Raw genomic sequence first — 23521 nt, 5'->3', positions numbered from 1 at the left:
AGAACCGCGTTTAGACTATTCATACTGCGCTACCAGATCTTGCCACTCACCTTCTGCCGTAGTGCGTTGCTCTACGTAAATCGGTAGCGTGATATCACACGCGTAACGTAGCTGAGCAGCTTTTTTGGATTCAAAAGACCGAAGCGCAGCGGGATCTGTTGAGCCCTCCATTTGCGTGGCTTCAAGGTTGTCGATTGGCATGGTAGCCATACGGACTAGCTGGTCAGCGTATTCAACCGAAAGCGCTTGTAGTACCTGTGGCTGAACTTCAACAGCGAAAGACCTTACGATAGAGGTCCTGATGGCCGTCGCAGATGGGTGGGGCCCTATGTCCATGTAGTCATCGCAAGCATCAGCAACCCCCTCTGCCAAAAGAGCAGACGTGTAATATTGTGACGCTGCCCGCATCGCATCCGCAGGCGGGCCAATATTGCTGCCGCTTACGTCCTGCGATCTTCCACTGAAATACCCTGGCCTTGTCTTTAATTGACTTTGGTTGCTCGGTTCATTCGCTCCCCGAGTAAAGTCGACGCCAGGCACCTTCGATTGATACCAGCCGCCTCCCTCATCTTGCGCGTGGGAAAAGGACGATAGAGACAAAATTACTGCCAGCGACCCGCCTAACCTGAGCGTGCGCCCAAACTTGGAGTCGGAAATCTTTTTGGTCATAGTCATCGCGTTAATTGTTTGGAAAGTTCTGTGGAGTCAGGATAGCTAAAAAACTGCGGATAGCCGGGGAAGCGATCACGGTACGCCCTCGGAAGGCATAACGGGAGGCGTATATCGCCGGCTCGCTTCTTTGCGTACGCTCGTCGGCTCCTTATCCCTATCTGCCTGGCGGCCATCGCCGACTCCTGCCAGCTTGCGTAGAACGGCAGGCCCGAAAAAAAATCAGCTGGTCCGGGATAGTCTGGATAAGCCCGAGACAGGCACGATGGGAGTCTTAAGTCGAGCGTTCTCAATCGGGGGTAATCGGCGAATGAGGTTATCCCAATGCTGAGGCACGCTGCCGCGGCCTCTTTCCACGTTTCGTAAGTTGCTGTGCCTAAGAATACTTTATAACCCGGAAAATCAGGATACTGAACGTCAGGAAGACCGTAAAGACGCGGGTCCCTAGATCTCATGTCACGATACTGCTTATACGTCGTGATTCCAAGATTCTGCGCCGCAGCGCTAGCCTCCTGCCAGGTCCTGTAATAGCCGTATCCTTCCCCATGCACGAACTCACGCATGCCAGGAAAATCCTTATACGTCATATAGAGACATGGAGGGAGTTTGGGGTCACGGTGCCTCAGGCTTTTATACGTAGGTGTGTCACAAATGCCGAGGGATCGTGCAGCTGAACTCGCCTCCTGCCACGTGGGATAATATTGAGATTTTCTCATAGTAGCTAAATGGCATAACACGAAGTATTACAGATACATCGAAATCTAACGTAACAGCGCGAACTGGGCTATAAAAAATACTCACAAAAATATTCTTAGGCCGAATACTCGCACAAAAAAAGGCATATATGCTCGCGCTCTCAGGTTTAGGCTGATGACAAAGGCGGTTTGAAAAAATACAATAGTGTACAAGAAACGCAGGAATATTGTTTAAATGGGGGTGGCTGTGATCGCTTTATTTTGGTGCATCGGGGCTTTGGTTACGCTTTTGCTAGTGCGTAACGGCCCGACCATACTTATTGACGGAAATGTGGATTGGGAGCGGCATAAGAACAGGCCCGCATCCGCCGAAAAGCGTTCAGGGGATAAGCTTCCGTATCGAAGCAACCAATCCTACACAGAAAGCTGAGCAGAAATTGCGTCGCAGACACGTGATAAATCAGCGCGGTCTTTTGGGGTGGCTCGTGAGGCGGTGCACCGGAGCTCCAGCGAAAAGCTATCGAAGTTGAAGGTGTAAAGCCTGGTAGACTTAAGAGGGCCTTCAGGAAATTCAATCCAGTATCCCTCCATGTTTTGAGCAGCAATAGTCCCCCACTCCGATAGTGATCGGCCGCGCGGCACAAGACCCGCGATAGTAGTTTCATTTATGACTGGTAGCCCTGGTGTGATCATGTAGTCGGTTCGAGTGGAGATGACAAACTCGAAGCCGTTATGCTGGAAGATAGTTACTGAATTAAGGCCGTCTGAACTGGTCTTTAGAGGCCAGTCCGTACCCCATGAATAAGGCAGATTGACTCGCACAGCACTTCGCAGCCCAGCCCGTTTGCGCACAATAGTGAAAGAGCGAGTAAACCCAGCATTGAGCTCCGCTGGCAGATCATCCCTGTAGCGCCTCCCTAGCAAGTACCTCTTCATTTCGGGACGGAATCTTGCATCTGCTCTAGAGCGGACCAGTTCCAGAAAATACTCAGCAGCTGGCCTTCGCAACGGGAGAACGTCTAGTGCTTGAAGAAGCAAGCGCCGATTATTTTGGAGCTCCAATTGGATATCGGTGGTCATCATGTCCTGCAGGTCTACTGCGGCCCAGCTTTTATAGAATCCTTCCTCTGCTTCGTCAGCGGCAGGCGCTAAGTCCGGATACTTCGCGCGCACATCATCGAGAACGAGGTCCTGTTGAAAAACCATGCCCAAGAACTCTCGTGCCAGGTCATCGGCTGCGAGCAGCGTTGTAGGCTGCGCACATAAAAGGAGGACAATGATGGGAAGTGCTCTTGATATCATCCAGCAAGATTGCCGGAAATTTCAGGGCTATTCCATTAAATACGGCGAGATTTAGGCATGGAGTGCAAGAAAGATAGGCTCTGCCTGCATATGGTGCAGGCAAGAGCCATAAATGCATCGGGGATACAAAATAGACGCTAGGCCGTTTTTTTCAGCTTTCCACGCTTCGCGGATTTCTTGACCGACTTCAATTTGCGCCTGTGCCTATTGATGCGAGATACAACGGTTTCAACCCAGCGCTCTCCAGTCTCTTTGTTGACCCATTTAGCTGATATCGATTCGCTGACCGTTATGTCCATGGGATCTAGGCCTCGGTTGCCTTTGTAATCCCATTCAGCGGCAATCAAGTCCTCATAAATTACGCCGATAGATTTGCATACGGTACACCCTGCTGGGTATAGCTTCCGCGTTCTAGCTGCAGGTGTCTGAGAGTATTCATGTCCATGCGGGCACACCCATAAAACCATGTCAGTTGAGCTTTTTTTAAGCTTTTCAGCCGTGATCGGACCGTTTTTCGTAGGATGAAGTTCCGCCGCAAGCTCCGGGTGAGTGTATTTCAGCGTTTTGCAATGAGGACAAGAGCGCCTCGACCTTTCGGCAGTCCGCTCACTGATTTTACAGCTCCATTCATGGCCCCTTTCACATATCCAGTGCGCCACGCGTGTGCTGCCGGGGCTGTGTTCTTCAGGTCGGAAGTTGTTTTTCCGGTAGTCCCACTCTGCGGCTATATCCGGGTGGTCATTCAGAAGATTATGGTCATCCCGCGCCGCCCTGGTGTTAATCTCAAGGCCGAGGGCCTTGCACTGTTTGCAGGTTAGTCCATACTTGATTGTGGTCACGATAGAGCGCTCGAACCTGTGTCCATGATCACACTTCCACCACCGTTTGGTGCGATCATAAACGCTCGCCGTCTCCGGCCCCATACCATTTGCTGCAGTGTCCCACCAGCGAACGAGCTCAGGGTGCTGCGTTAGCAGGGATTTTTTGCATGTAGGACATTCGGCCCCTTTCCAGCGGGCCTTCATCGTCATCTCAAAGCTATGCCCATGAAAACAGCGCCATTCGCAAACGACTGTAGAGCCACGCGAGATGTCGTCGAAAGACAAATCTGGCTTTTCGATGCACCTCACAAACTCTGCCTCAAGAGTTTGGTGGAGCATCTCTAGGTCTCCAATCCGGTCAGCCCTACGCTGCTTAAAATCGTTACTCATTTGGAACTCCCAGTGCCTTCAATGTAAAAAGCACAGAAAAATAATACACGGCGACATAATTACCCCTTGGGGCGCAGAAATCAATCAAAAGCAAAAAAAAGTACAGTCATGCGTCAAAAATTTCTTGAATTCTACGCCACAACTGCACAAAATGGCGTCGACGATTACAAAAGTTTACGAATTTCTTCTTTAAAGACTGGATTTCGAAAATGGGGAAAATGTTTCTGCAACGCCCAACCGTCAGAGCAATTGTGGTGGAGGACGATCTTGGGTTTAGGCAAAGGTTTCTGCTGGACATCCAGAACTCTAATCTCGGGATAGATGTGGTCGGCGAGGCTGGAAGCTATGACCAAGCACTCGAAATGGTCAAGACGATAGATTTCGATCTACTTATCACAGACATAAACCTCGAGGACAACGAAGGGGATCGATACAAGCTTGGCGAGCGCGACGGTTTGGCACTGGGCCGGATAGCGTTTGAACAAAAATCGGCCGCGGTCATTTATCTTACCGCGTACTGGAATCAAGAACATATTGATGAGGCGGCCAAGTCTGCTCCGATCGGCTATATACAAAAAGAACGCTATGAAGAAACGGCGTTCCAGTATCTGAAGCTTGGGGTCCAAAGGGCCGAGGCGGATCGCAAATCGAGGGAGTACAGCTCACAACTGCGCACAGTGCTCGAGCATCTCGGTTCAGCGATCCTATATATTGAAAGAAGCACGGAAAGAATCTTCGATTTTAACGAGGAAGCCGCACAACTGCTCGGTTTTGCACCCGAACTACTCGAGAAAAAACCATGGTGGATACCGCTCGGTGTAGACGATGATCACCAGCATTCCATACTGGCGCGAGCAGTAAAGGCCAACGCCAGGACATTACTGCCACCTAGCACTATCAGGAAGCAGGATGGTCAAGAGGTTGTGATAGCCGGGTTTGTCGCGCCTCAAGTACACCACCGAAAAAATTGCACAATGATGGTTCTTCGCACACTCACCAGCGAAACGGAGTACGCCCTGTCGGGCGGTATCAAAGGTACTGACACCGTTATGGCGATAGGGATAGATCAGCTACCCGGGGACAGCGATGCATGGGGAGAAAATGAACTGGCACTCATGATGGGCGAGGTTCGGATTGTTCTAAAAAGCTTGAAGAGGAAACACGATTTAGTCGGAGAACCTGAAGGATCAAATATCTACTTTGTGCTTCGCGAGACCGATGCATCTCAAGCGAAAAAAATAGCCGCAGCGTTCCACAGGCAATTAGAGAAAATCCCGAAACGACATATCGCAGAGGGTGATGCGGCCCAACATCCAGGAAGGGTGCGGATAGGCGTGTCGTGCAAAGATAATGGAGAAAGTTCGATGCGTGCACTGGTCACCGCGTCGGAGGCTCTATCGAAGGCGCAACAAAAAGATAATACGTACGTGGTATTTGCATCTGAGATAGACGCCGCTCAGTACATCGGAAATCTAGACTTAAGGGGTGAAGGCCGCCCCACTTCGCTGCACCCAAACGAGACGATAGAGTTCCTGTCGCAGATATCACGGATTAGCGAGGTCGAGCCTACGCGGGACGCGGTGCTTAGAGTGATAAGCAACTCGCTCAAAACCTTCAGCATAGTTGATGAGCATATTCTCTTATCTCCGAGCGGGGATGATGAACTCACTGTTTTTTCGGTACACCGCTATCATGATACTGGCGTAACGGAAAAGTCAGAAAATGAAATCGACCCCGAAATTACGAAGATCATGAACGACCTGTCTCGATCGAAACTGGCCCAAAAAAAGCAAGGATATGGTAAGCAGATAAGCGCCGGCGGATTGATGATACGGCCATTGATTTTAATGGATCGATGCATCGGAGCATCAATCATCGTATCGTATAGAAACCAAGATGTATTATCCAAGGCTAGAGGAAACTATAACAAGGCGGCCGCGATAGCAATCAACCAATTTTCCGCAGTAGCACCGCGCATGAAAGGGTGGCTTCCGGAGATATTCACAGAGCGTGACCCTGATTGGAAAACCCAAAACAAAGATTGCTCTGAGCACGACCTCCCCAGCGTTGACGGATGCGTATCAGACCAGCTAGACGGGGCGGTGACAAAAGCTAGAGCACTCGCTTGCCTTAACCAACCATTTGCGATCACCGGGAGCGTTGGCACGGGCAAAAAATATATCGCTAGGGTGGCTCACCTGCAAAAGACAATGCCTGGAGAATACATCCTGATACAAGGCACAAAAGCCAAGCAGCAAAACGCTGGGCTGGTGGCGATTGAGGCCGCGCTAAGACAAGACGTCCCGAGGACTATTGTAGTCGAGAGGCCCGAGCTTCTTAACAAAGAGGCTCAGAAAACGCTAGCTCGCGCCATAAACAAAGGAATGTTTGTTAGGGAGAGAGTCAAGGGTGTGCAGTTCATAGCGATCAGTCACACCCCCCTGAGCAGGCTTGCCGAAGAAGGTCAAATCATCGAGGAACTCGCAAGGCCCTTCGCAGCGGAGGCGATCATGCTGCCAGATTTGAAGGGCAGGTCTACGCTCGTATGCAGACTGGCAAAGAAAATGCTGATCGAGGAGTCCGAGCGGCAAAGCGTCGTCGTCACAGACTTCGATGAAGAAGCGCTATTGCTACTGGCCGGCCACACCTGGCCTCAGAATATCGCTGAGCTACGTATTCGCATTGAGAGAGCGGTGAAGCTATCTAACACCGCGGTGATCAATGCGCTGTCTCTCGGTATACTCGATCGGCCACGAGTCCAATCAAACAGCCTCGGCGCTCGGGCAGCCACCACAATACCAGCTGGGATGGAGGATGTGATCAAGCGAGGGGCGGTCTCGAGCTTCGATAAAATGAAGCTAGAGATCGCGCGGTGTATCCACCTTGTCCTGCAGCGCAATGAGCTATCCGACGGGAAAATCATGTCGGTTGGAAAATCCTTAGAGCACGAAATAATTGAGGCAGGAATCGACAAGCATTTTCGGATGGGTAATAAAGCAAGTACTCAGGAGAGGGTCCAATACGAAAAGTATTTTGAAGAAATCGGAAGTGCAAGCATCTCCCAATCAGAAGTTGAAGACATTCTTGATCGAGAGTACCTATGTCCGCCCGGAAGCACTGATTTCCGCACCTTGATATCCAGCGAGTCGAATGCCGCCGAATTGGCTGATACCTCACGGTGGGAGTGCCATTTTGGTCATTTAACAGAGGACTCCATAGCCAACAGGCTTGGAAGTCAAAGAATGTGTCGTATGTGCGTCAAGAAGAAGAAGCTTGTGAGCCGACTGGTTGGCAAGGAGCGGTCGGACAACTTTTACACGATGGTCGAAAACTGCGCTTCCACGCGGGAAGACAGACAATCGGGTGAATGGAAAGCAGTACGAGAGGCGGTGCGAAGCTGGGTTCGTGACCAAGACGCCGGCTCCCCCAAAGGTGTAAACGCAAAAAAATTGGTAGCACAGTTATGCGCCACCCACCTAGAGGATACAAAAAAAATCAACCGGAAAGCGAAGCAAACAAAAATCCTGGCAATGATTGCCGGCGTCGCGCCCAATACGTTTAAAACCTATATAGGCAGCGGCAGGAATAGCATTACGGAAGGAGCAACGAATGACGGATAGAAAAGTAGTCTCGCTATACAGCGCCGACACAACCAGAGTAGCCCCGTCTCCGCAAAAGCTCAGAGAAGCTTATGAGAGCTTGAGAGAGGAATTCCCCCGCAAACAAACACCGGGATTCAGCGCGAGGCTCATGCTGCTTATTCGGAGGGCTCGAATCTTCGCAGACCCGACAGACGCCCCCGCACTAAAAATTGCCCAGCTCGATGATCGCTGGACTCAAGAAGATGTTTCTGGCTGGCTTGAGCGCGACGAAGTGCCTGATATGCGCTCGCTGTTCACATTTGTAAAGGTATGCGTCGGCCTTATGGACTACCAAGACCAGAACGCTGCAGAGCATGAAACCGCCTACCTTCTCTTCGGGGATCTCGTAGCGTCCCCAAAATATGGGGATGACAGCGAGAGGCTAAAGCGTCTCAGATCGCTTGCGCTGAATCTCATTGAAGAGATCGTTCAGGAGGAAGGAATTCCCCCGGACTCGTTCGACGCATCCGAGGCAATAGATAGCGCGTGTAGCTTGCTGGTAAATCTTAACTTCCAAGGAGAAGACGGCGAGGTGCAATCTGGCCATAAAGCTATGCTCAAGCTGCGACTTTTTGAGATTTAACGACACGAATATTGACTCGCGATGAGAACCGTTGACAATATCCAAGAAACCGAATCACTCGCCCACCACATGCCGAAGCGAGGTGACAAGGGAAGGCTGCTCGGGCTGGTCTCAGTATTAATGAATCTGCCGGAGCCGAATATCGATGATTGCATGAAGCTGCTCGGATTGAGCAGGCGGGGAATTTATTATTTGTTAAGTGATGCGGACGGGTACGGCCTCAAAATAACCAACGTCCGTGGCGGTAAGATTAACCAAAAGTTTTTAGTTGTTGAAGATTTCGGTGTGTTCGCCAGAGATGGTATCTCCGGATATATGAAAAGAAACGCACCGAGTTGGAAGATGCTTCTTGACCAGGTTGCCGAAGAGCGAAAGAACATACTGGCAGGAATAGAGCTGCTGAATTGCGAAACGGAGGAAAGCTAATGAACTAGGTAAATTGCGATGACAGAGTTAAAACGCGTATCCAAGGCTGATCAGCGAGTCCGCAGCGGACAAAAATATCGTCGCCGCGGAAGCGACGAGTATCTGGGCTGGTTGGGGGCAGAATTTGTTTTGTCCGATACAGATCCAGTCGCCCAAAAAATGCGGTCGCTTTACGGAGAGTCAGGCACTACAGACCGGGTGCTGTTCGATTCATCTACAAACGGGATGTACGCAGGACTTGATTGTGATGAGTTTCTGCAACGAAAAGCAGCAGAGGCGACTGATTATATGCTGCGTGCGCTTGCGTCAGGATCGAAGGCCGGGCCCTCGGCCGCAGTTATGAAGCAGCAGATTCGTGAAAATAGAGTCAAGCTTCTGCAGGGGTTAAATCGACGCATTAAGCCAGAGCCGAAAAGATGAAACCGCTCTTTCTCTGATCGTTCTTCATAGAAAGTAACTGTGTTTATTTGCCGGCGCCATCAGACAGCAGGTAGGTTCCGTCGCCCAAAAAATCACCCTCACCGTCTTCTAAGACACACTGCTCATGGATCCAGTCGAATATTTGCTTCAACAGTTTCGCATTAAGAAACATCTCGCCTGCCAGCATTGTCGCTCTGTCTTCAGGCACGCCTCCGCTGTCTCCATCGGCGCTTCCTGTATCCTCCTCATTGAGAATGCTCAGGCGGCGCACTTCTGCCGCTTTCGTTAGCACAAATTCAGCAGCGCCTACTAAGACAATGGACAGCCGCGTGACTGTTCGGTGGTTCGCGACAAAGGTTTGGACGTCAGCCGCGGTAAGGTCCGTTGCCGACATGGTCGCTTTGCTGTCTTCATATTCCATCGCTGCCTCGCCACCGATGACGCTACCGCGAGGCATGCTAGACGGCGCATTAAGCCAGGTGGTTAAAAATGGGGATAGGTCAGTAGATACAAGTGGAGAAAGCGCGATGTCGGGGAAAATCTTCCTTAGCTCTGCTGTGAATCGTTCGACAAACGAATTCTGCGGCGCATTGAAGAACATGAGCCCTGCCCCTCTATCGAAAGCTATAGCAAGATGCTTCTCTGAGGGCTCGGCGCGTTTCAGCATATCTTCCTTGATTTTATTTTCTACTTGCTTACGCTCATCCTTAGTCAAATCTGACGTCTGAACGCCGCGCTCACGCGCAATACGCGCACATTCACTTTGACAGAGACGCTTAGCACGAGCGGAGTTGATCTTTTTCTCTTCGGCCCGGAAGAGCATAAATAAGACACCCGCCTCTTGATGTGTAAATGCCTCAGTGTCATCACCGAAAATTGGACAAAACCCAACGGACACGTCTTGTGACGGACGAATTGGCACGTGCGCGAGTGATTTCACACGAGATTCGATCTGCTCTGGGCCGGTAGGATAGTTCTCCCAGGTGCACCGTGCGCAAGTCGCAGTTTTGAAAATCGAAGGATAACTCAAAAAATGCCCCCTGATTTAAAGACAATTGTTGCTGCATTCACTCATGCCATACCAGGCTCCGCCTCGAATCAACCCAAGCCAGGCCATACCCAGAGTAAATATTGTTTCTTTCATCACCCCTACCCGCCTGGTGCCTGTGTGTAGCGCCTTGCGAGCCTCATGGCACAACTGGCAGAGCGGCTGCTCTAACGATAATTATTAGAACAGAGACTCGAGAATAGTATCGACCTCATCGGCGTCGTCTTGTGAATCCAGGGCCTGCTCCGCAGACCGTTCGCGATCTTCGATCTCACACTTGGCGACGGCAATACTGTCGTACTTTAAGCGTGCCCACATGCCCCGAAAGTTGCATCGCGCTACGGACTCCAGCTCGACAAGTTCTGTAGGCGGATACTGTGTCTGGTCAGGGCGATACTCGCCGCTTTCTACCATCGCAGCCGCCAGCGGGACCCCATCAACACTAATGGCGCCGTCATAGACCGCACCGCCCGGGCCATTGATGGCCTTCACGTCCAGATAAATACTCGCGGTCTTGTTTGCAAGATAGTCCTCAAGCTGTCCGCAGCGCCGCAGCGTGAGTTCGTCTTCTGAGGTAGCACAGGCGTGAGACTCCGCTGTATCAAACTCAACAAACCTCTGCCGCACCCATAGTGTTCGGCCGTCCGAAGCACGAAACTCAAAGACACCGGGGCTAAGTACAGTCTGAAAGTCGGCTGCTATCTCGACTTCTTGCGCAAGCGAAGCCGCAGTAGGTAGAAGCCAAGCAAGACAGCATGTTAGGAAAGTCGACGGGCGGTAAATCAGAGTTAGCAGTGTTTGCGTGGCTGGGTGCATATCCATCACCAAGGGTCTTCTATTCAGTAGTACCACACTAAATCTGCGGCGCTATACTGACAATAAAAAAAGCGAGGATTTGCGATTTAAACGTAGATAATAACGCCAAATATGAAACAAAGATGTACAGCGGTGCTACGCAGTCTTCAGCGAGTCTTTCAAACAGTGGACCTGACCTAGCGCCAAGAGCTCAGGGTCGTTCGTATCGTTCCACCGCCGACTGTTTGATAGGCGATACGTATCCCGTTCTAATGCATCCATCTCTGAATCATCCCTCACCGGAATTTTATCGAAATTAAATACTGGCAGTGCGGCACCCGGCTCGCCCGCAAATAAGATCGGCAAGTGTGCAAAGGCTTGCTTCCCCCTTGTTCCGTCGTCGAAGCTTAGGTTCGCCTTTGGCATTACAGTGCTTTTTTGCGTCCAAAGTATCGATTGGCCAGGGTCTATCTCACGCAGCTGGGCAAGCCGCTTCAAGCCTACGGCAACAGATTCCGGCGCGGGCTTGCGTTCATCCGACCTCGAAAGCACCGCCTCTAGCTGCGAAGTTGCGTCATTTAGTGACATCAACTTCATGGGTCTGTGTTTCCGCGCGTAGAAGCCAACTCCACGCAATCCAGGATGGGATACCACCTGAATGTGCCGGTAGACTTGCTTTAAGCAAATCCTGCTGATCCCAACAGTTTTTAGGGCAGTCGCTGTTTCCTGGTCTCGAGAGAAGATATTGCATGCATCAATTTGCAGTTCGAAATCATGGTTGCTCAGACGTCCAGCTTGCTTTCGCAATTCGACGACAGCTCTTTTAAAAATATCCTTGGCCACATTGACCTGACCAGCCGCATTCAGGGTCATTGAAGACGCACTGACCACTCCAGGATAGAGAATTGTTTCTCTTCGATCTTGGTCCTGCAAATACTCAAGCATATTTATCGCCTGACATACCTTCCAGTGGTCTGGAAACCGGACGCTTCTCGGCGGCGCCTGTAGGCTGGCGAGCCCCCCATCGTCATCGGATTTCCACGGGTAATCGTCGTGGGATGACCACATCTCGCGTATTGGGTGATTACTTGCTGGAATGGCTGCTAAATGGCCGTCTTCAGCATCGGCCATAATTGATTCGCTAAGCGCGCTCATAGCTTCACGTAGCGCGCGATAAGACCTCTCGAGGTCGGCGGTTTTCAGAAGATTGCTCATAATCCCACAGCCTTGTACTGTACGTATATCCAGTATAGACCATGGGGATGCCTAGTTGAACAATTTTGTTTGCGGCTGAATTAGAACGCCGTGCTTAGGCTTATCGGGGGGTCACAAGTTGTAAGCGCGGCTGGGGCACTGCTGGACGACTCTTTGTCTCACCGCTCCATATTTTATGATCAATCACTACACTGCGCCCGTCGTTACGGTCGTACACAGCTAGCACTGAGGATACAGGAATGTAAACCGGCCGGTGGACCCCATTGAATGGCAATGCAACGTGAATGCCCTCCGGCGAAAACGAGGCCATCGAGATCCTGTCTGGCGAGATGTCGATGCCCGCTGTTCCTGAGGAAAACAAGTTTTCCGGTACGCCCGCCACTCCCGCCGGGCTTATAAGCAAAAAAATTCTGTCGGTGGTGTCCAGGAAGAAGCGGATGGCCATGCGTATCTGATAAAAAACAAAACAACATTGCACATCGTCGGCCCGGTAGGTTTCGGGATACTTGGTCTCAAACAGGTTATTCTTGTATATCTCCATGACTTTCTTCGCTGACTCAACTGCTCTCTAATATCCCATGGGCAGCGCTCATACAGTACCAAAAATATATAGATAACCAATAAAAATAAAGATTTAAGCCTTTCCGCCGTGAATCACCCGGAGTCGAGCGTTAGGTCGGGGGCCCCTTGGAGCTTGAAAAAACGGAATAAATGATTTTGATACCGCGTTAAAGAAACTTCCCGTAGCGTCGGAGATAGCGATAATTCGGGTGATCGGTATTTCGCAGGTTGTGGGAGACTGGTTAAAAGATAGTGTGATGAAATCTTTATCCATCGAAAAGAAACTTACGTCATCTTCCGAAATGGGGAGGGACCAGACATCCATAGGCCCGCGCGGCGTTGACACAACCTGATGGTACCGCTTCCTGGCAGTCAGGGGCAGACGAACGCCTGCCCCCGTCATCGGCAACAATAACCGGGGGGGCTTGCCCTGCAGCAGCAAATGATCAAGGCCTATCCAAGCTTGCGTGAAGCTCCAAGATTCAAAGAAAGAGTCTTTTATAGGTGTGCGGCTCAAATGCGAAACAGGCATTCTCCCCGCTTCCCATAAGAGATGGTCGCGGTCTAGCAGCGGTCTTGGAGCATGCCTTGGTGACGCAGTGGAAGCATACTTCATTGCGGACGCCTTGTTACTCGATTGGTTGGCAACGGCAGCTATGCATCTATAAGGCACAAAACAAGGAAATGCAGGACTGTCACCGGTGGAAGCTGTTTCGAAGGAGACTCCCTCAGGATGAAAATGAAAGCCGCTGTTGGTTTTCGCCTCATCAACAGGGAGCAAGCAGTATTCAGACGCCGGCCATTTAGCCGCATAGATTGGGCCGAATTTGATGAGCGAGGTTAGCCTCGCGGGGCCAAGAAAGGACCCCTGTGGCAGGCATAAAGAATCATCGACATTCATCGTTAGGATATGAGGCGGATCACCGAAAAGCGCTCGGTAGTGTGCAATTAGCGCCCAGAAGCCGGAGTAATCGAGGCCTAAACGCTGACCCGACAAAAATTCAGTTCGGCGGCATCCGTAATCATTAAAAGTACTCACAAATATGACCCAGTAGCCTAAAAAACATTAAAAAAAAAGAATATTAGTATTTATAGATGTTGAATGCTATGCAACGTGCGAAAATTTGCTAGTGATAGTCTAGAAAGGCGTTGGCGCGAGCCAGAATGAGCAAATTACCTATAATCTGCATGGCTATGCTTTTTTTAGTTGCCGAGAGCGTATCTGCGTCTCCCAATCGGTTTGGCGGTCTTGCCGGCGAGCCAAGGATATCCTCGGCCTCTGCGATGATCGTAGACAAAGACGGCAATGTTCTATTCGAAAAAGACGCTTCCAGGGAGCGCTCGATTGCATCGATCACTAAGTTAATGACAGCAATGGTTGCTCTGGACAGCCGGCTTCCACTAGATGAGATGCTAACTGTCACGCGCGAGGACCGCGACACAATAAAATATACGAAATCAAGGCTACCAGACAATACTAGCCTCTCACGGCTCGAGCTAATATTGCTTACGTTGATGTCATCAGAAAACAAGGCGGCGATGGCGCTCGGAAGGAATCACCCAGGAGGTAAGGTCGAGTTTGTTGCTGCTATGAACAGGAAAGCTCGATACCTGGGGATGCACAGTACGAACTTTACTGACCCGGCCGGACTGTCACCAGAGAACAAGGCAACCGCACGGGATCTCGTCCTGTTACTTGCTGCGGCCAATGATTACCAGATCATCAGGGATGCCACGACCAACAGCTTCATGCGGGTGTATCTTGGAACTGAGCATGGAACGTTGGACTACCACAATACGAACCGCCTTTTGTCGTCTGCAGACTGGGCGATTAACGTTTCAAAGACCGGTTTCATCAATGAGGCCGGGCGCTGTCTTGTGATGCATGCAGAGCTGCACGGAGAGGATGTAAACATTGTTTTGCTCAACGCATCCAGTAGAAACAAAACGCTTTCAGACTCGTATGCGATCATGCGCTGGCTGTCGCGAAGTAATTAATTTTTAAAAAAAGGTTCTGATACTGTGAAGAGAATAACGAAGTGTCTTGTTGCGATCTTGGGAGTTATGGCGTCGAATGCTGTTTACTCAGTCGGCTTGGGCCAGATTGTCGTTTCGTCAGCGCTGCATGAGGAGTTTCAGGGAGAAATCGAAATACTTCTAGGCGCCACCGAAAGCCTCGACGAGGTTCGAATTGGGCTGGCGCCAAAATCAGTGTATGAAAAGCTAGACACTGATAGACCGTACTATTTAACGCGCTTCGACTTTAAAAAAGAGATCAAGGAGGCAGGTACTCCTGTTGTCAGGATAACATCACAGCAAAAAATTACAGAGCCGTTAGTTGTGCTTGTCATCGAGGCGATCTGGAAAGGCGGTCGAATCGCTCGCCAGTACACCGTAATGATAGACCCGCCATGACTGTCAATCTGTAGCGTATCAACAACTAGATAACGGGCCCGAAATGAAGGCGGGTCCCATTAACCTTGGCATCGCGCGATACGAGCAGGTTGCATTTTGGCAAGATCGCCCCCTTCGCAGCCTCCTGAAACAAACGAATAGTATCCGTTTGGAAATATTCAACCGCGAATGCGGTATCCACTGTTCCGGAGGCTGCGCCCCAGAGGCCTCGCGCGGCAGCTTCTACTGATCCAACTCTGGAGTCAGGCGTGTAGATATTTAGACATACCTCCTCGACAAAGGTGGAGCAATCAGTAATGGCGGCCTCAAGCACAGAGTCTTCCACGGCACACGTATGATGTCCGTCTGCATTGTCGATAAGGCTATTCGCGGCTGTGCACAGGTATGTGCCAACGAATGCCTGGAAATCATCGACCGGCATGCGAAAAAGGTCCGATGGCGATATCATGTGCCTAACTGGCAAGAAGGCCATCGTTCTGTCGGTATTTCGTAAAGCATGATATTTCATTTGGCTGACCCCCAAATTTAAGTTGAAAATCTGTGTTTGATGTCTTGAAGATTGCGGTGAGCCTGGTCGTTAACCACTTCGAGCTCATCGATAAGTTTGCTGTTCAGAGGTCTCGCTATCGCTTCGCGGAAGCTCGGGTACTCAGCGAGGTATCTTGCGCACTTTTTGGTCTTACCGTCCTCTAAGCTTAGCCCCCAGTTTGCGAGTCTATCGGCGGCCTTGGCACGCAAGGCAGGTTCATATATTAGGTCATCTGCCCGCGCAAACGCTGCGTTCGTAAGTGCCTTTGAGTCGTCGCGATCTAACCCAACCTTATCTGAGCAGAGCAGCACGTTGTCGGCAATGACGCTGCCGAATTCGCGAAGGATGTCGTCGTATGTCCTGCTCGTGTCCTCTATCACATCGTGGAGGTAGCCAACGATTTGTGCATTAATTTCGTCTGGATAAGAATGCTGAACGAGCGAGACGGTGTGATCTAGGTGGCGCACGTAGGGTTGGGGTTTCCATTTCCAACTGTAGGTTTGGGTGCCGTGTGCTTCGATGGCAAAAGCGCGAGCAGATTTTACGAGCGGATGCATCTCATCTAGCGAGAGGTGTATATCCCATGGTGGCGGCGATTGCATCTTGTAGAAATCCATTGCAGTCTTCATCAAATAGCTGTCAAGAGTTCATGGAGAGTAACCCGCCAAACGCTAACATTATGCCCGGTGCATAACTCCGGTAGGGGCGAGCGTTTGCCAGAGCGCTATGCCTTTCCCCCAGCATTTTCCAAGCGCCAATCATCACAAGCACTACAGCAAAGTCGTTCTCTGCAATTCCCATAACCACTGTCGAATACGCTACGATGCAACCGCTCACAAGAACGGACAATACAGAATGGGTGCATCCAAGCGTGCCTGTGCTCGGCAAAAAACGCTCGCGGAACTGTCTGGGAGAGCTTGAGTGAGTTGGTGATTTGACGCTCATCGTGCTCCTCTAGCGAAGGCTGTTGAGCCTTGTAATAAACCGCTTCGCCGTCTCGAACGTGTGATGTTTTTTTGGCGGCGAAAACAGATGCCGTAACGGCCCTATAGCTCTGCGACCTTTCAGTCGTACTGGATTTTCTACACCTAGCGACTTAAGCCACGTTTCGTCAAAGAACATTAACAGGCCGGCGAACGCGCGCGTGCGCTCGGTGATTGTCTGGTTGGGGTCAACGTGTGCCGCGCTATCTATGCGTAAAGAATCATACCTGCGATTTTCTTGGACAGGTGACCGTTCGCGGACGGGCCACTGTTTGCTTGACCAGAATTCCGCCGGGAGAGTGACGAGCAGAAACAACGAAATCGACGGCAGCTGATATGCCGAGTCATAGCCAAGAAGGCTGACAGGCAAAGGCACAATGTTCTCCGGCGCAAATGTTAGGGACGGTAAAGTATCACTTAGGTTGCCCGCGGCTCTTAAAGAAGTAGCGCTCAGGGTTCCTCGAAGATCAATATTGCGCTCTTGGTCGTACTGGGTGTCCCGAACGTCAAACCCACCTCCATGAAGCGCATCGGATTCACCGCTGCTCGAATCAATTAAAAAATATCCGCTCCCACAAAAAACCGTGAGAGGTTTGACAATGCCCAAGCCGGAATTAGCCGCGGTAACAGCCGAACACAAGATGAGGTCTTCTGCTTTTAGATTGTGCTGTAGCAAGGCCGGCTGGCCTCCAGGCTTCGATGCAGCCATCTGCTCGCTATCGAGTCCGACCCGGTCTAATGACGCAAAAAGCGAATGTGCCAAAGTTAAAGCTCCTGCGCCCTAATTAGTGCGAACCGAAAGGCCATACATCCTGCAAAAAGTGGCACAAGAACAAGCGTAGCCAGCAACGCCGGAGCAACGAAGTACTCGATCCATCCCCAATCCAGCAAGAGGTACAGTGATCCGATGGGCAGAATAGGCACAAGGCACGCGCCAAAAAATAAAACCACAGAAATGTCCGCGATGCGCCTTAAAAAAATGATTACAGCCATGGTTTCATCCCAGATATGGGTTTTCATAAATGTACCTTTGAAGTGTGTAAGCGTCAAAAAAATACACGTATTTTCAAAGAAAACATTGAAGGTGATATTACATGTCGCCCAGGCCGTAAGCGCATCTATCAGGCGCAACTGCGAGGCTAATATAATGAATTTTCGCGCTTTCGATGGCTTCCGGGCTATCACGGGCTAGCACAGAAAAGAGGCGGACGGACTCTGTATCGCCGAGTCGCTTGGCTTTTTCCCTGAAAGCAGAGAATGCGTGATCATGGCAATCAAAGGCCGTCAGGGTCACATCACCACCTGAAAACGCGACAATGTGGAATAGATTACGAACGCTGCTCGCCAAGCCAATACAAAAACACGGATTCAGGGATTCTAGCCAGTGCCAAATCTCGTACCTGTGCGTACCTTGTGGGAAGTGAAGGAATGCCTGGTCAAGGTGATCGCCTGATTCGTCTACTGGAACATCCCCTAAAAGGCGCCACAACGATAATAGCTGTAAAACCGATTGTGGACTCGAATGAGGTGCGAGTGCCTCGTTAGCCGAAAAGTGCGTCATGCGTTGTTGCCATCCTGTTTAAGAACGCACAGAGTACAGGCAGCGTTTATTTAAGAGTCCGCGTGGGAAACAGCTGATCTCTCCGCGAACACTCGCTGCCTGTGGCGCAAAGCAGTGTTGCTATTGGCTGTCATATAGGGGCCTACCGGCAAGCGAGGCATGACGTTTTGAGTACCCGCTCGAGCCACGCTTGACTGCCGCCACAGATCCGGACGCCGCAATAAGTGAGCTTTGATACTATCGACCTGAGCCGCCGCATCTTCTCGAAGCTGATAGTCTAGGATGTCAAAGGTACAGACATTGGATAAATGAGGCCTGCCAGACAGCCCGTACCCACAGCGAATATCAATAAAAATCGACGCAACATTCTCGAAATAGTCTCTCAAATGCGCTTCAATTCTATTGTGAAGCAGCGTCGAGAAAAACTCGAGGCAATTGTCTGGATCGAAGTCAGTTGATGACTCCGACTGACCCAGAGCATCTGTCAGCTCGCCTGCTAGAACCTCAACGACCACGTCAACTTTAAGACTGTTTCTATTCATTGCCATAACGCCGCCCATGAGGAAGCTCATAATACAACAAAAACACTAAAAAATAAAAGTAACCTATACCCATGACGTGTCCTCGAGGTCATCGCGTAGCGATCGCTCCCTGGTTGACAAGCCCACACTGGTGCGCTGCGTCTTAAACCTGTATTTACAGTGTGCGATAAACTTTGTATTCCAATCAGACCGAGCTGTGTTTTGGTCCGTCCAATACAAAACAAACTCAGGGAGCGCATCGGTGATCTGTTCCTCACCGATTCCGGCTTTGGCCAGTATGTCCAGAGCGTGATGTGACGGCTCCCAATCTCTGCGCATCGTTGAGGCGTGAGACGTTCGCGCACTGTGCATCTGATGTTGCGACCAGGCAGTTCTAGCGTGCCGAATAAAAGACGTTGATGGGGAGTGCTTGGCATGTGACGTCTCGGCCCAGTAAATACGAAATTCCGGGATGCAGGTTTTAAGGAAATCTGCAGGGATGCCCTGATCTTGCAGCAAGTCGGTTGCGTCGGAATCAGGCTGCCAGTCCGGCGGCAGATCGGCACTTTGCGTCGGGGTTGTCTCAGCGTGCTTGATGCGCTTGTGCCACTGGGAAAGTATCCATTGTCGGAACCGGTTTTCCCACGCATGACAGGCTGTGCCGCGTTCGCACCAGTAAAAAATGAAGTCGTCAATCCGTGACATTGCGAATTCACGCGGAATGCTGTAATTCATCGCCAGCATCTGCAATAGATCCTCGGAGGGGCGCCAGTCCTTTCGCATTGCCGTTGCCGAAGGAGCGGGTGCGAGCTTGGCTGGCGGCCTCGGTGGAGGAGCAGATTGTATATCCGCAGTGGCGCCACCTTCAATCATAGGGTGGTCGGCCTCGGGGCTGCCCGGCCGCCATGACAACACGCCCTCTTTCGAGTCAGGCGAATTAATAACGATGACACTTTGCGCAACTAGAGATCTCAGAACCCGGTTGACTGTTGCTGATTCCCACCACGGCATCGCCTTACGCACAGACGATAGCGGTATAGAGCGCCAAGGTTCAGAGCCCCCGGGCTGATCGTGCAAACTTGCGACATGCTCAAGCTGCTGTAGCATCACTGCTTCATCAAGGCCTATCTGTTTAGCGAGGGATGGGGAGAAAAGAACCTGCGGCTCGAGATCAAGGCTTTTCATGCGATCAACCCGCGTCGCCGTTCGCAAAGGTAAACGGGTCGGCCTCGTCAACACGCAGTGAACTTATAATTGTGAACAGGTCGACGTCGCATAGCGTATCAGCAAGCACAGTATCCTCAATGATTTGCGCATCGTCATCAATGACGATATCAAAGCTGAAATCGTGGTGATTACAATCAGGAACGATCTCTGCCTTGAAGCCGAATGCGACCCGCCCATCGACAGCGTCCCCCAGGTCAGTGCGCTGGGGAGGGCTAATACAAGCGCAAAACGTGTCTTTGGCATCTACGCGTGCAGCAGCATGGATTAGTTCCGAAATAGCTGCATCGCCAGATTCTTGTACGTGGATCGCCGGCGCCGAAACAACGCAGCGGTGGGTTATAGTGGTCATCGCTGTAATCCCTGTAAGGTTGATTCTGCAATATAGCGACATGTGCGGTATTTACGTCATGTCGGGAAACACCGATTGATAGCGATTCCTTGTATCAATACACAAAAGCATTTCATATGCAATTCGATTAGTTCAGAAAGATATGAAAAACGGGATTATCGTGGCAAATGTGCGCCGCTCTCCGTGTTCGGGCGAGCTACGATAGTGTTCATATACCGGGGCAACCTTAATCGTAGCGCTGCAAGTCGGTGAGTTGTATTACGAGGTATTTCGCGCGCCATTTAAGCGGCGTCGTGAAAAAGAGGCAGCCAAGCTAGACGCGGAATTTCGGCTAAGTCAGCACAGAAAATACCGTAAGATGCGCTATTGGTCTCCCGATCTGGCGCCAAACTTGTAGTTAAAACAGCATCAGCAACGCGTAAAAAAAGGGGCCCACGGGCCCCTCCTTCATATCTTATCCGCGACGAGTGCTAATACCGCGACCACTATAGCGCGGGGACACAACCGAAAAGCAACGACAAACCGCGGAAAATTCGGTCGAGCGGCATCGCCTCACGCCTGTGCACGCCACAGCAGCACTGAATATAGCATCTGTGTTACCCAAAGGCGACGCAGCTCACAACATTAAGCACGATTAATATCTGAAAAAATACCTGAGCTGTATCTTCATAGGTGGGCCTTTCCCCCGTTACCAGTGGAGACTTATATGAGAGTACGTGATGTAGATCTGTCAAAAAAGGGTGTTGTTGAGCTATCTAAGCTCAAAGCGCAACAAGTGAGCGGTGGCTCGGGCGCATGGCCCCCGGTCTGCGTCCCTATCGCGAAATAGCGCAAGTGCTAGGGTTTGTAAACAGAGGGCGAGTCTCTACGAGGCCGCCCTCGTTACGAGCGCGAAACTAAACGCACCCCCAGGCTGCGTCTAATCAGGTGCCGTACAGGATCTCGGTGTATCCATCAGCTTCCAAAAAATATCCCTCCCAACCAGGACTGAGACGGGGCCGCACCCCTCGGAGTTCACAATCAAGACGGTAAGCAGAAGAGACGAGTTTCAGCACATCTTCTATATACGCCCCATCTGGAACAACAACGCCTATTCTTCGTGGGGCGCTTCCACCTTCGGCGCCGATGTTGGTTGTGTAAATGCCGGGATCACAGCCTAAATTTAGCTTTCGCTGAATTTCAGTAGCGTAATCATGAAAACCGGGGTCAACCTCGGCACTTACTTGACTGATGTAGCTAGTTGACAGTTCAGAGTGATCCCACGACGAGTAAGTAAAAGGCATAAGTGCCTCACATGGTGGGACCCTACTTGCTTCATGTTCGTGCATCAAAAAATCGACAGTGCCTTTAAGCTCGGGATGATCCTCAAGGGCATCCTGGTGACCGTTGTCGAATAGAATCGCAGCAATGTCGTGCCCATTGTCCCTCAAGGCATTGAGTGTATTCATATCCTTATCCATTCGCGCCCTGCGAGCTACCTCGTATAAGCAGAAGTCAGAGGACGCCAAGTTCCAAACGGGGCATCCGCAATCATTCACGACGAAATCAATCCACTCGGCTGACGCATTTTTCATTAGGGTAGCCAAGTCAATATCGCCAAACATATCCAAGTCACTCATGAGCTCGAGCGCCCCAACGTGATCTACCAGATATTTTGCAACACCAACCCCATCTCCCCCATAGATGGAATCGTTATTTGCGCAAAGACGGAAGAGGTAATGCGCAGGACTGAATTCACTCAAGCCCCTGCAATATTCATCAAACTCACCAACAACCCATTGGTCCATGCGCGAGATCGCGCGCATTGCCTCCTGGTAGCGATCTGTGAGCATGACAGACTGAACCATCATGTGGCCGGCGCCGTATGGCAGGTATCTAATGACGGCATTCCCTAGCGCTTCATCGAGTCCGCACTTCGTCAAAAAGCTTAAGGCATGGCGCCAGTCATCTCTTTCTGAGCCCATTGGTTGTAGGACAAGCTGGTGTGAAGCAGGGCCGGCCGCAAGAAGGAACATCAGTTCATTTCGAGCACCTTTATCCAGCAAACGCTCGAGATGCTCATAGTCCGCCTTGAACTGCAGCTCGTGGCGCTCATGGGGCCCCTCCGCGGTGCTCGGGTCTGTAGCAATCGCGTTATCGCCAACAGCCTGAATGTAGTTGTTCATCCAACCCGTAACCACAAAGGCCGCATTTGCCTCGCTGATATTGTAGGTGGAGCAGAGGACCTTGAACCGAGAGTTCACCTTCGTGTCTAAGGTCAACACGAAGGGCACATCGGACGACATCGCCGCAAAGGTTTTGTAGTTGAGTGTGTGCGCGACAAGCTCTTTGGCTTTGTTGAGCTTGATGGATGCGCCGATTGATTTTGCGCTGGTGCGCAGGCTGGTAATGAGCTGGTTAAGGTCAGCTCGTGACCTGACATGAATATCCATGACGACTATCTCCGCGTACTGTCTGGTCCCAGTTAACAGGCAGTACGATATGAGTACGCCATGAAACAAAATGTATGGGGGGTTAGCCCCGGAGTTGTTTGTGCCGTTGAGGTGGGACACCTCGGCCTGGCAGGCCTGCCACACAAAGCATGACGGTGTTGAATATAACAGCTGGTTTTTAGATCGCAATGGTTTAGCAGCGAAAACGGTGTATTTGTTGCTTTCTACGCGATGACCTGTCGCGTACTCGCGCATGTGCCAGGCCGGTGTGGGGTGTGTCTGGGTGAGCCGCCGGCGGATGTTGGTGTCATTTCGGGGGCGCGTCCCCCTGCCCTGCGTGGGTCCGACATGCCAGGTGGATGGAGAACATCGCCCCCACGCCAACGCGCCAATGTGTAGCCCGTTATCGCACTCGGCAAGGCCGAGCTTCACCTCATCCACACCCCCAATACGCCGAATTTGTAGCCCGTTATCGCACTCGGCAAGGCCGAGCTTATCCCCAATACCATCTGATAAACCGATCTGCTCCGGCAGGGCTCGGTATGGATGCGGGCGCGCGCAAAATGAGGCGGCGAAGCCGCCAGAAAACCCTGGTACATGGAGGGGAGCCTGTGTGTGGCTGGACCTGGATAAGCAGGTAGTCCAAGGCGACAGAGGACGGTTTAGTTGCATGCGATAACGGGCTACATTTGCCTCCCTTTCCAGGGATCGAGGAGCATCGCTGGACCTGATGGGGTGCGATAACGGGCTACACCGCGATATTTCAGCGCCTTGCGGTACCTACCGCGGGCGTGTGTCGTCCTTGGCTATCAGGAGGCACCCCTATAACGCACGCGCTCAGCGGCCCTGTACCTGCTGCAAGCGCGGCCAGGCGCCCCTACCGGCTATACGAGTGGCGAGGTCTGTGTGTGGCGCGTGTGACGCGTGTGACGCGTGTG

At 51.3% G+C, this 23521-nt stretch carries 22 protein-coding genes; 6 read left to right on the top strand and 16 right to left on the bottom strand.

Annotated features, from left to right (window positions below; genetic code table 11):
- Window positions 1-15: 15 nt before the first annotated feature.
- From A3709_RS11650 to A3709_RS11635, 3 genes are all read right to left on the bottom strand, one after another.
- Window positions 16-669 (bottom strand): hypothetical protein, encoded by a 654-nt coding sequence (locus tag A3709_RS11650; protein ID WP_066054556.1) that lies wholly within the window; start codon window positions 667-669, stop codon window positions 16-18.
- Between the two features lie 1109 nt (window positions 670-1778).
- A complete protein-coding gene (locus tag A3709_RS11640) occupies window positions 1779-2570 on the bottom strand; it encodes a hypothetical protein (protein ID WP_156507712.1) in 792 nt (263 codons plus the stop codon).
- A gap of 233 nt (window positions 2571-2803) precedes the next feature.
- Complete coding sequence (locus A3709_RS11635; RefSeq protein WP_066054548.1) at window positions 2804-3877, bottom strand: zinc-ribbon domain-containing protein; 1074 nt, start codon at window positions 3875-3877, stop codon at window positions 2804-2806.
- Between the two features lie 209 nt (window positions 3878-4086).
- On the opposite strand from A3709_RS11635, the gene A3709_RS11630 reads away from it, so the two are divergent.
- Genes A3709_RS11630 through A3709_RS11615 form a run of 4 tightly spaced genes read left to right on the top strand, consistent with a single transcriptional unit; the run spans window position 4087 to window position 8947 of the window.
- Window positions 4087-7497, top strand: coding sequence for a diguanylate cyclase domain-containing protein (locus A3709_RS11630; protein ID WP_066054546.1), 3411 nt, complete (start codon window positions 4087-4089; stop codon window positions 7495-7497).
- Window positions 7487-8101, top strand: coding sequence for a hypothetical protein (locus A3709_RS11625; protein ID WP_066054544.1), 615 nt, complete (start codon window positions 7487-7489; stop codon window positions 8099-8101). The genes A3709_RS11630 and A3709_RS11625 overlap by 11 nt, the downstream gene beginning before the upstream one ends.
- 21 nt (window positions 8102-8122) lie before the next feature.
- Window positions 8123-8527, top strand: a complete 405-nt coding sequence (locus A3709_RS11620) for a hypothetical protein (protein WP_066054542.1) — start codon at window positions 8123-8125, stop codon at window positions 8525-8527.
- A gap of 18 nt (window positions 8528-8545) precedes the next feature.
- On the top strand, window positions 8546-8947 hold the full coding sequence (locus A3709_RS11615; RefSeq protein ID WP_066054540.1) for a hypothetical protein: 402 nt from the start codon (window positions 8546-8548) through the stop codon (window positions 8945-8947).
- A gap of 43 nt (window positions 8948-8990) precedes the next feature.
- Here the strand turns inward: A3709_RS11615 and rdgC are convergent, their stop codons facing one another.
- The 4 genes from rdgC to A3709_RS11595 all read right to left on the bottom strand — a co-directional run bounded on the left by rdgC (window position 8991) and on the right by A3709_RS11595 (window position 12546).
- Window positions 8991-9977 (bottom strand): recombination-associated protein RdgC, encoded by a 987-nt coding sequence (rdgC, locus tag A3709_RS11610; RefSeq protein WP_197484159.1) that lies wholly within the window; start codon window positions 9975-9977, stop codon window positions 8991-8993.
- Between the two features lie 198 nt (window positions 9978-10175).
- Complete coding sequence (locus tag A3709_RS11605) at window positions 10176-10622, bottom strand: hypothetical protein (protein ID WP_066054536.1); 447 nt, start codon at window positions 10620-10622, stop codon at window positions 10176-10178.
- Window positions 10623-10946: 324 nt separating this feature from the next.
- Window positions 10947-12005 (bottom strand): hypothetical protein, encoded by a 1059-nt coding sequence (locus A3709_RS11600; protein WP_066054535.1) that lies wholly within the window; start codon window positions 12003-12005, stop codon window positions 10947-10949.
- A 100-nt stretch (window positions 12006-12105) separates the two neighbouring features.
- Window positions 12106-12546, bottom strand: a complete 441-nt coding sequence (locus A3709_RS11595) for a ClpXP protease specificity-enhancing factor SspB (RefSeq protein WP_066054533.1) — start codon at window positions 12544-12546, stop codon at window positions 12106-12108.
- A 1184-nt stretch (window positions 12547-13730) separates the two neighbouring features.
- On the opposite strand from A3709_RS11595, the gene A3709_RS11590 reads away from it, so the two are divergent.
- A complete protein-coding gene (locus tag A3709_RS11590) occupies window positions 13731-14564 on the top strand; it encodes a serine hydrolase (protein ID WP_066054532.1) in 834 nt (277 codons plus the stop codon).
- Between the two features lie 24 nt (window positions 14565-14588).
- Window positions 14589-14981, top strand: a complete 393-nt coding sequence (locus tag A3709_RS11585; protein WP_156507711.1) for a FimV family protein — start codon at window positions 14589-14591, stop codon at window positions 14979-14981.
- 25 nt (window positions 14982-15006) lie between these two features.
- Here A3709_RS11585 and A3709_RS11580 read toward each other — a convergent pair whose 3' ends face one another.
- The 9 genes from A3709_RS11580 to A3709_RS11545 all read right to left on the bottom strand — a co-directional run bounded on the left by A3709_RS11580 (window position 15007) and on the right by A3709_RS11545 (window position 22583).
- On the bottom strand, window positions 15007-15402 hold the full coding sequence (locus A3709_RS11580) for a hypothetical protein (protein ID WP_156507710.1): 396 nt from the start codon (window positions 15400-15402) through the stop codon (window positions 15007-15009).
- A 104-nt stretch (window positions 15403-15506) separates the two neighbouring features.
- The gene (locus tag A3709_RS11575; protein WP_082850080.1) at window positions 15507-16127 is read right to left on the bottom strand and encodes an HD domain-containing protein; all 621 of its coding nucleotides are present in this window, start codon (window positions 16125-16127) and stop codon (window positions 15507-15509) included.
- Between the two features lie 337 nt (window positions 16128-16464).
- The gene (locus A3709_RS11570) at window positions 16465-17256 is read right to left on the bottom strand and encodes a hypothetical protein (RefSeq protein WP_066054528.1); all 792 of its coding nucleotides are present in this window, start codon (window positions 17254-17256) and stop codon (window positions 16465-16467) included.
- Between the two features lie 2 nt (window positions 17257-17258).
- Window positions 17259-17513: a hypothetical protein gene (locus tag A3709_RS23255; protein ID WP_156507709.1), complete on the bottom strand. Its 255-nt coding sequence runs from the start codon at window positions 17511-17513 to the stop codon at window positions 17259-17261.
- 70 nt (window positions 17514-17583) lie between these two features.
- Window positions 17584-18054 carry a hypothetical protein gene (locus A3709_RS23250; protein ID WP_156507708.1) on the bottom strand — a complete coding sequence of 157 codons (471 nt, stop codon included), beginning with the start codon at window positions 18052-18054 and terminating at the stop codon, window positions 17584-17586.
- 50 nt (window positions 18055-18104) lie between these two features.
- A complete protein-coding gene (locus tag A3709_RS11560) occupies window positions 18105-18614 on the bottom strand; it encodes a hypothetical protein (RefSeq protein WP_066054524.1) in 510 nt (169 codons plus the stop codon).
- Between the two features lie 45 nt (window positions 18615-18659).
- Window positions 18660-19760 (bottom strand): DnaT-like ssDNA-binding domain-containing protein, encoded by a 1101-nt coding sequence (locus A3709_RS11555; RefSeq protein ID WP_066054523.1) that lies wholly within the window; start codon window positions 19758-19760, stop codon window positions 18660-18662.
- 4 nt (window positions 19761-19764) lie between these two features.
- A complete protein-coding gene (locus tag A3709_RS11550) occupies window positions 19765-20151 on the bottom strand; it encodes a hypothetical protein (RefSeq protein ID WP_066054521.1) in 387 nt (128 codons plus the stop codon).
- 923 nt (window positions 20152-21074) lie between these two features.
- Window positions 21075-22583 carry a hypothetical protein gene (locus A3709_RS11545; protein ID WP_066054520.1) on the bottom strand — a complete coding sequence of 503 codons (1509 nt, stop codon included), beginning with the start codon at window positions 22581-22583 and terminating at the stop codon, window positions 21075-21077.
- Between the last annotated feature and the right edge of the window lie 938 nt (window positions 22584-23521).

This window comes from Halioglobus sp. HI00S01 (assembly GCF_001635445.1).
GTDB classification, from domain to species: Bacteria; Pseudomonadota; Gammaproteobacteria; order Pseudomonadales; family Halieaceae; genus Halioglobus; species Halioglobus japonicus.
Note: the sequence above shows the minus strand (reverse complement) of the source record. Positions and strands in the feature narration are given on the sequence as shown.

Coding starts and splice junctions, on each gene's coding strand:
- A3709_RS11650 (WP_066054556.1), bottom strand. CDS start 669: ATGACCAAAAAGATTTCCGACTCCAAGTTTGGGCGCACGCTCAGGTTA.
- A3709_RS11640 (WP_156507712.1), bottom strand. CDS start 2,570: ATGGTTTTTCAACAGGACCTCGTTCTCGATGATGTGCGCGCGAAGTAT.
- A3709_RS11635 (WP_066054548.1), bottom strand. CDS start 3,877: ATGAGTAACGATTTTAAGCAGCGTAGGGCTGACCGGATTGGAGACCTA.
- A3709_RS11630 (WP_066054546.1), top strand. CDS start 4,087: ATGGGGAAAATGTTTCTGCAACGCCCAACCGTCAGAGCAATTGTGGTG.
- A3709_RS11625 (WP_066054544.1), top strand. CDS start 7,487: ATGACGGATAGAAAAGTAGTCTCGCTATACAGCGCCGACACAACCAGA.
- A3709_RS11620 (WP_066054542.1), top strand. CDS start 8,123: ATGAGAACCGTTGACAATATCCAAGAAACCGAATCACTCGCCCACCAC.
- A3709_RS11615 (WP_066054540.1), top strand. CDS start 8,546: ATGACAGAGTTAAAACGCGTATCCAAGGCTGATCAGCGAGTCCGCAGC.
- A3709_RS11600 (WP_066054535.1), bottom strand. CDS start 12,005: ATGAGCAATCTTCTGAAAACCGCCGACCTCGAGAGGTCTTATCGCGCG.
- A3709_RS11595 (WP_066054533.1), bottom strand. CDS start 12,546: ATGGAGATATACAAGAATAACCTGTTTGAGACCAAGTATCCCGAAACC.
- A3709_RS11590 (WP_066054532.1), top strand. CDS start 13,731: ATGAGCAAATTACCTATAATCTGCATGGCTATGCTTTTTTTAGTTGCC.
- A3709_RS11580 (WP_156507710.1), bottom strand. CDS start 15,402: ATGCCGGTCGATGATTTCCAGGCATTCGTTGGCACATACCTGTGCACA.
- A3709_RS11575 (WP_082850080.1), bottom strand. CDS start 16,127: ATGGATTTCTACAAGATGCAATCGCCGCCACCATGGGATATACACCTC.
- A3709_RS23255 (WP_156507709.1), bottom strand. CDS start 17,513: ATGAAAACCCATATCTGGGATGAAACCATGGCTGTAATCATTTTTTTA.
- A3709_RS23250 (WP_156507708.1), bottom strand. CDS start 18,054: ATGACGCACTTTTCGGCTAACGAGGCACTCGCACCTCATTCGAGTCCA.
- A3709_RS11560 (WP_066054524.1), bottom strand. CDS start 18,614: ATGGGCGGCGTTATGGCAATGAATAGAAACAGTCTTAAAGTTGACGTG.
- A3709_RS11555 (WP_066054523.1), bottom strand. CDS start 19,760: ATGAAAAGCCTTGATCTCGAGCCGCAGGTTCTTTTCTCCCCATCCCTC.
- A3709_RS11550 (WP_066054521.1), bottom strand. CDS start 20,151: ATGACCACTATAACCCACCGCTGCGTTGTTTCGGCGCCGGCGATCCAC.
- A3709_RS11545 (WP_066054520.1), bottom strand. CDS start 22,583: ATGGATATTCATGTCAGGTCACGAGCTGACCTTAACCAGCTCATTACC.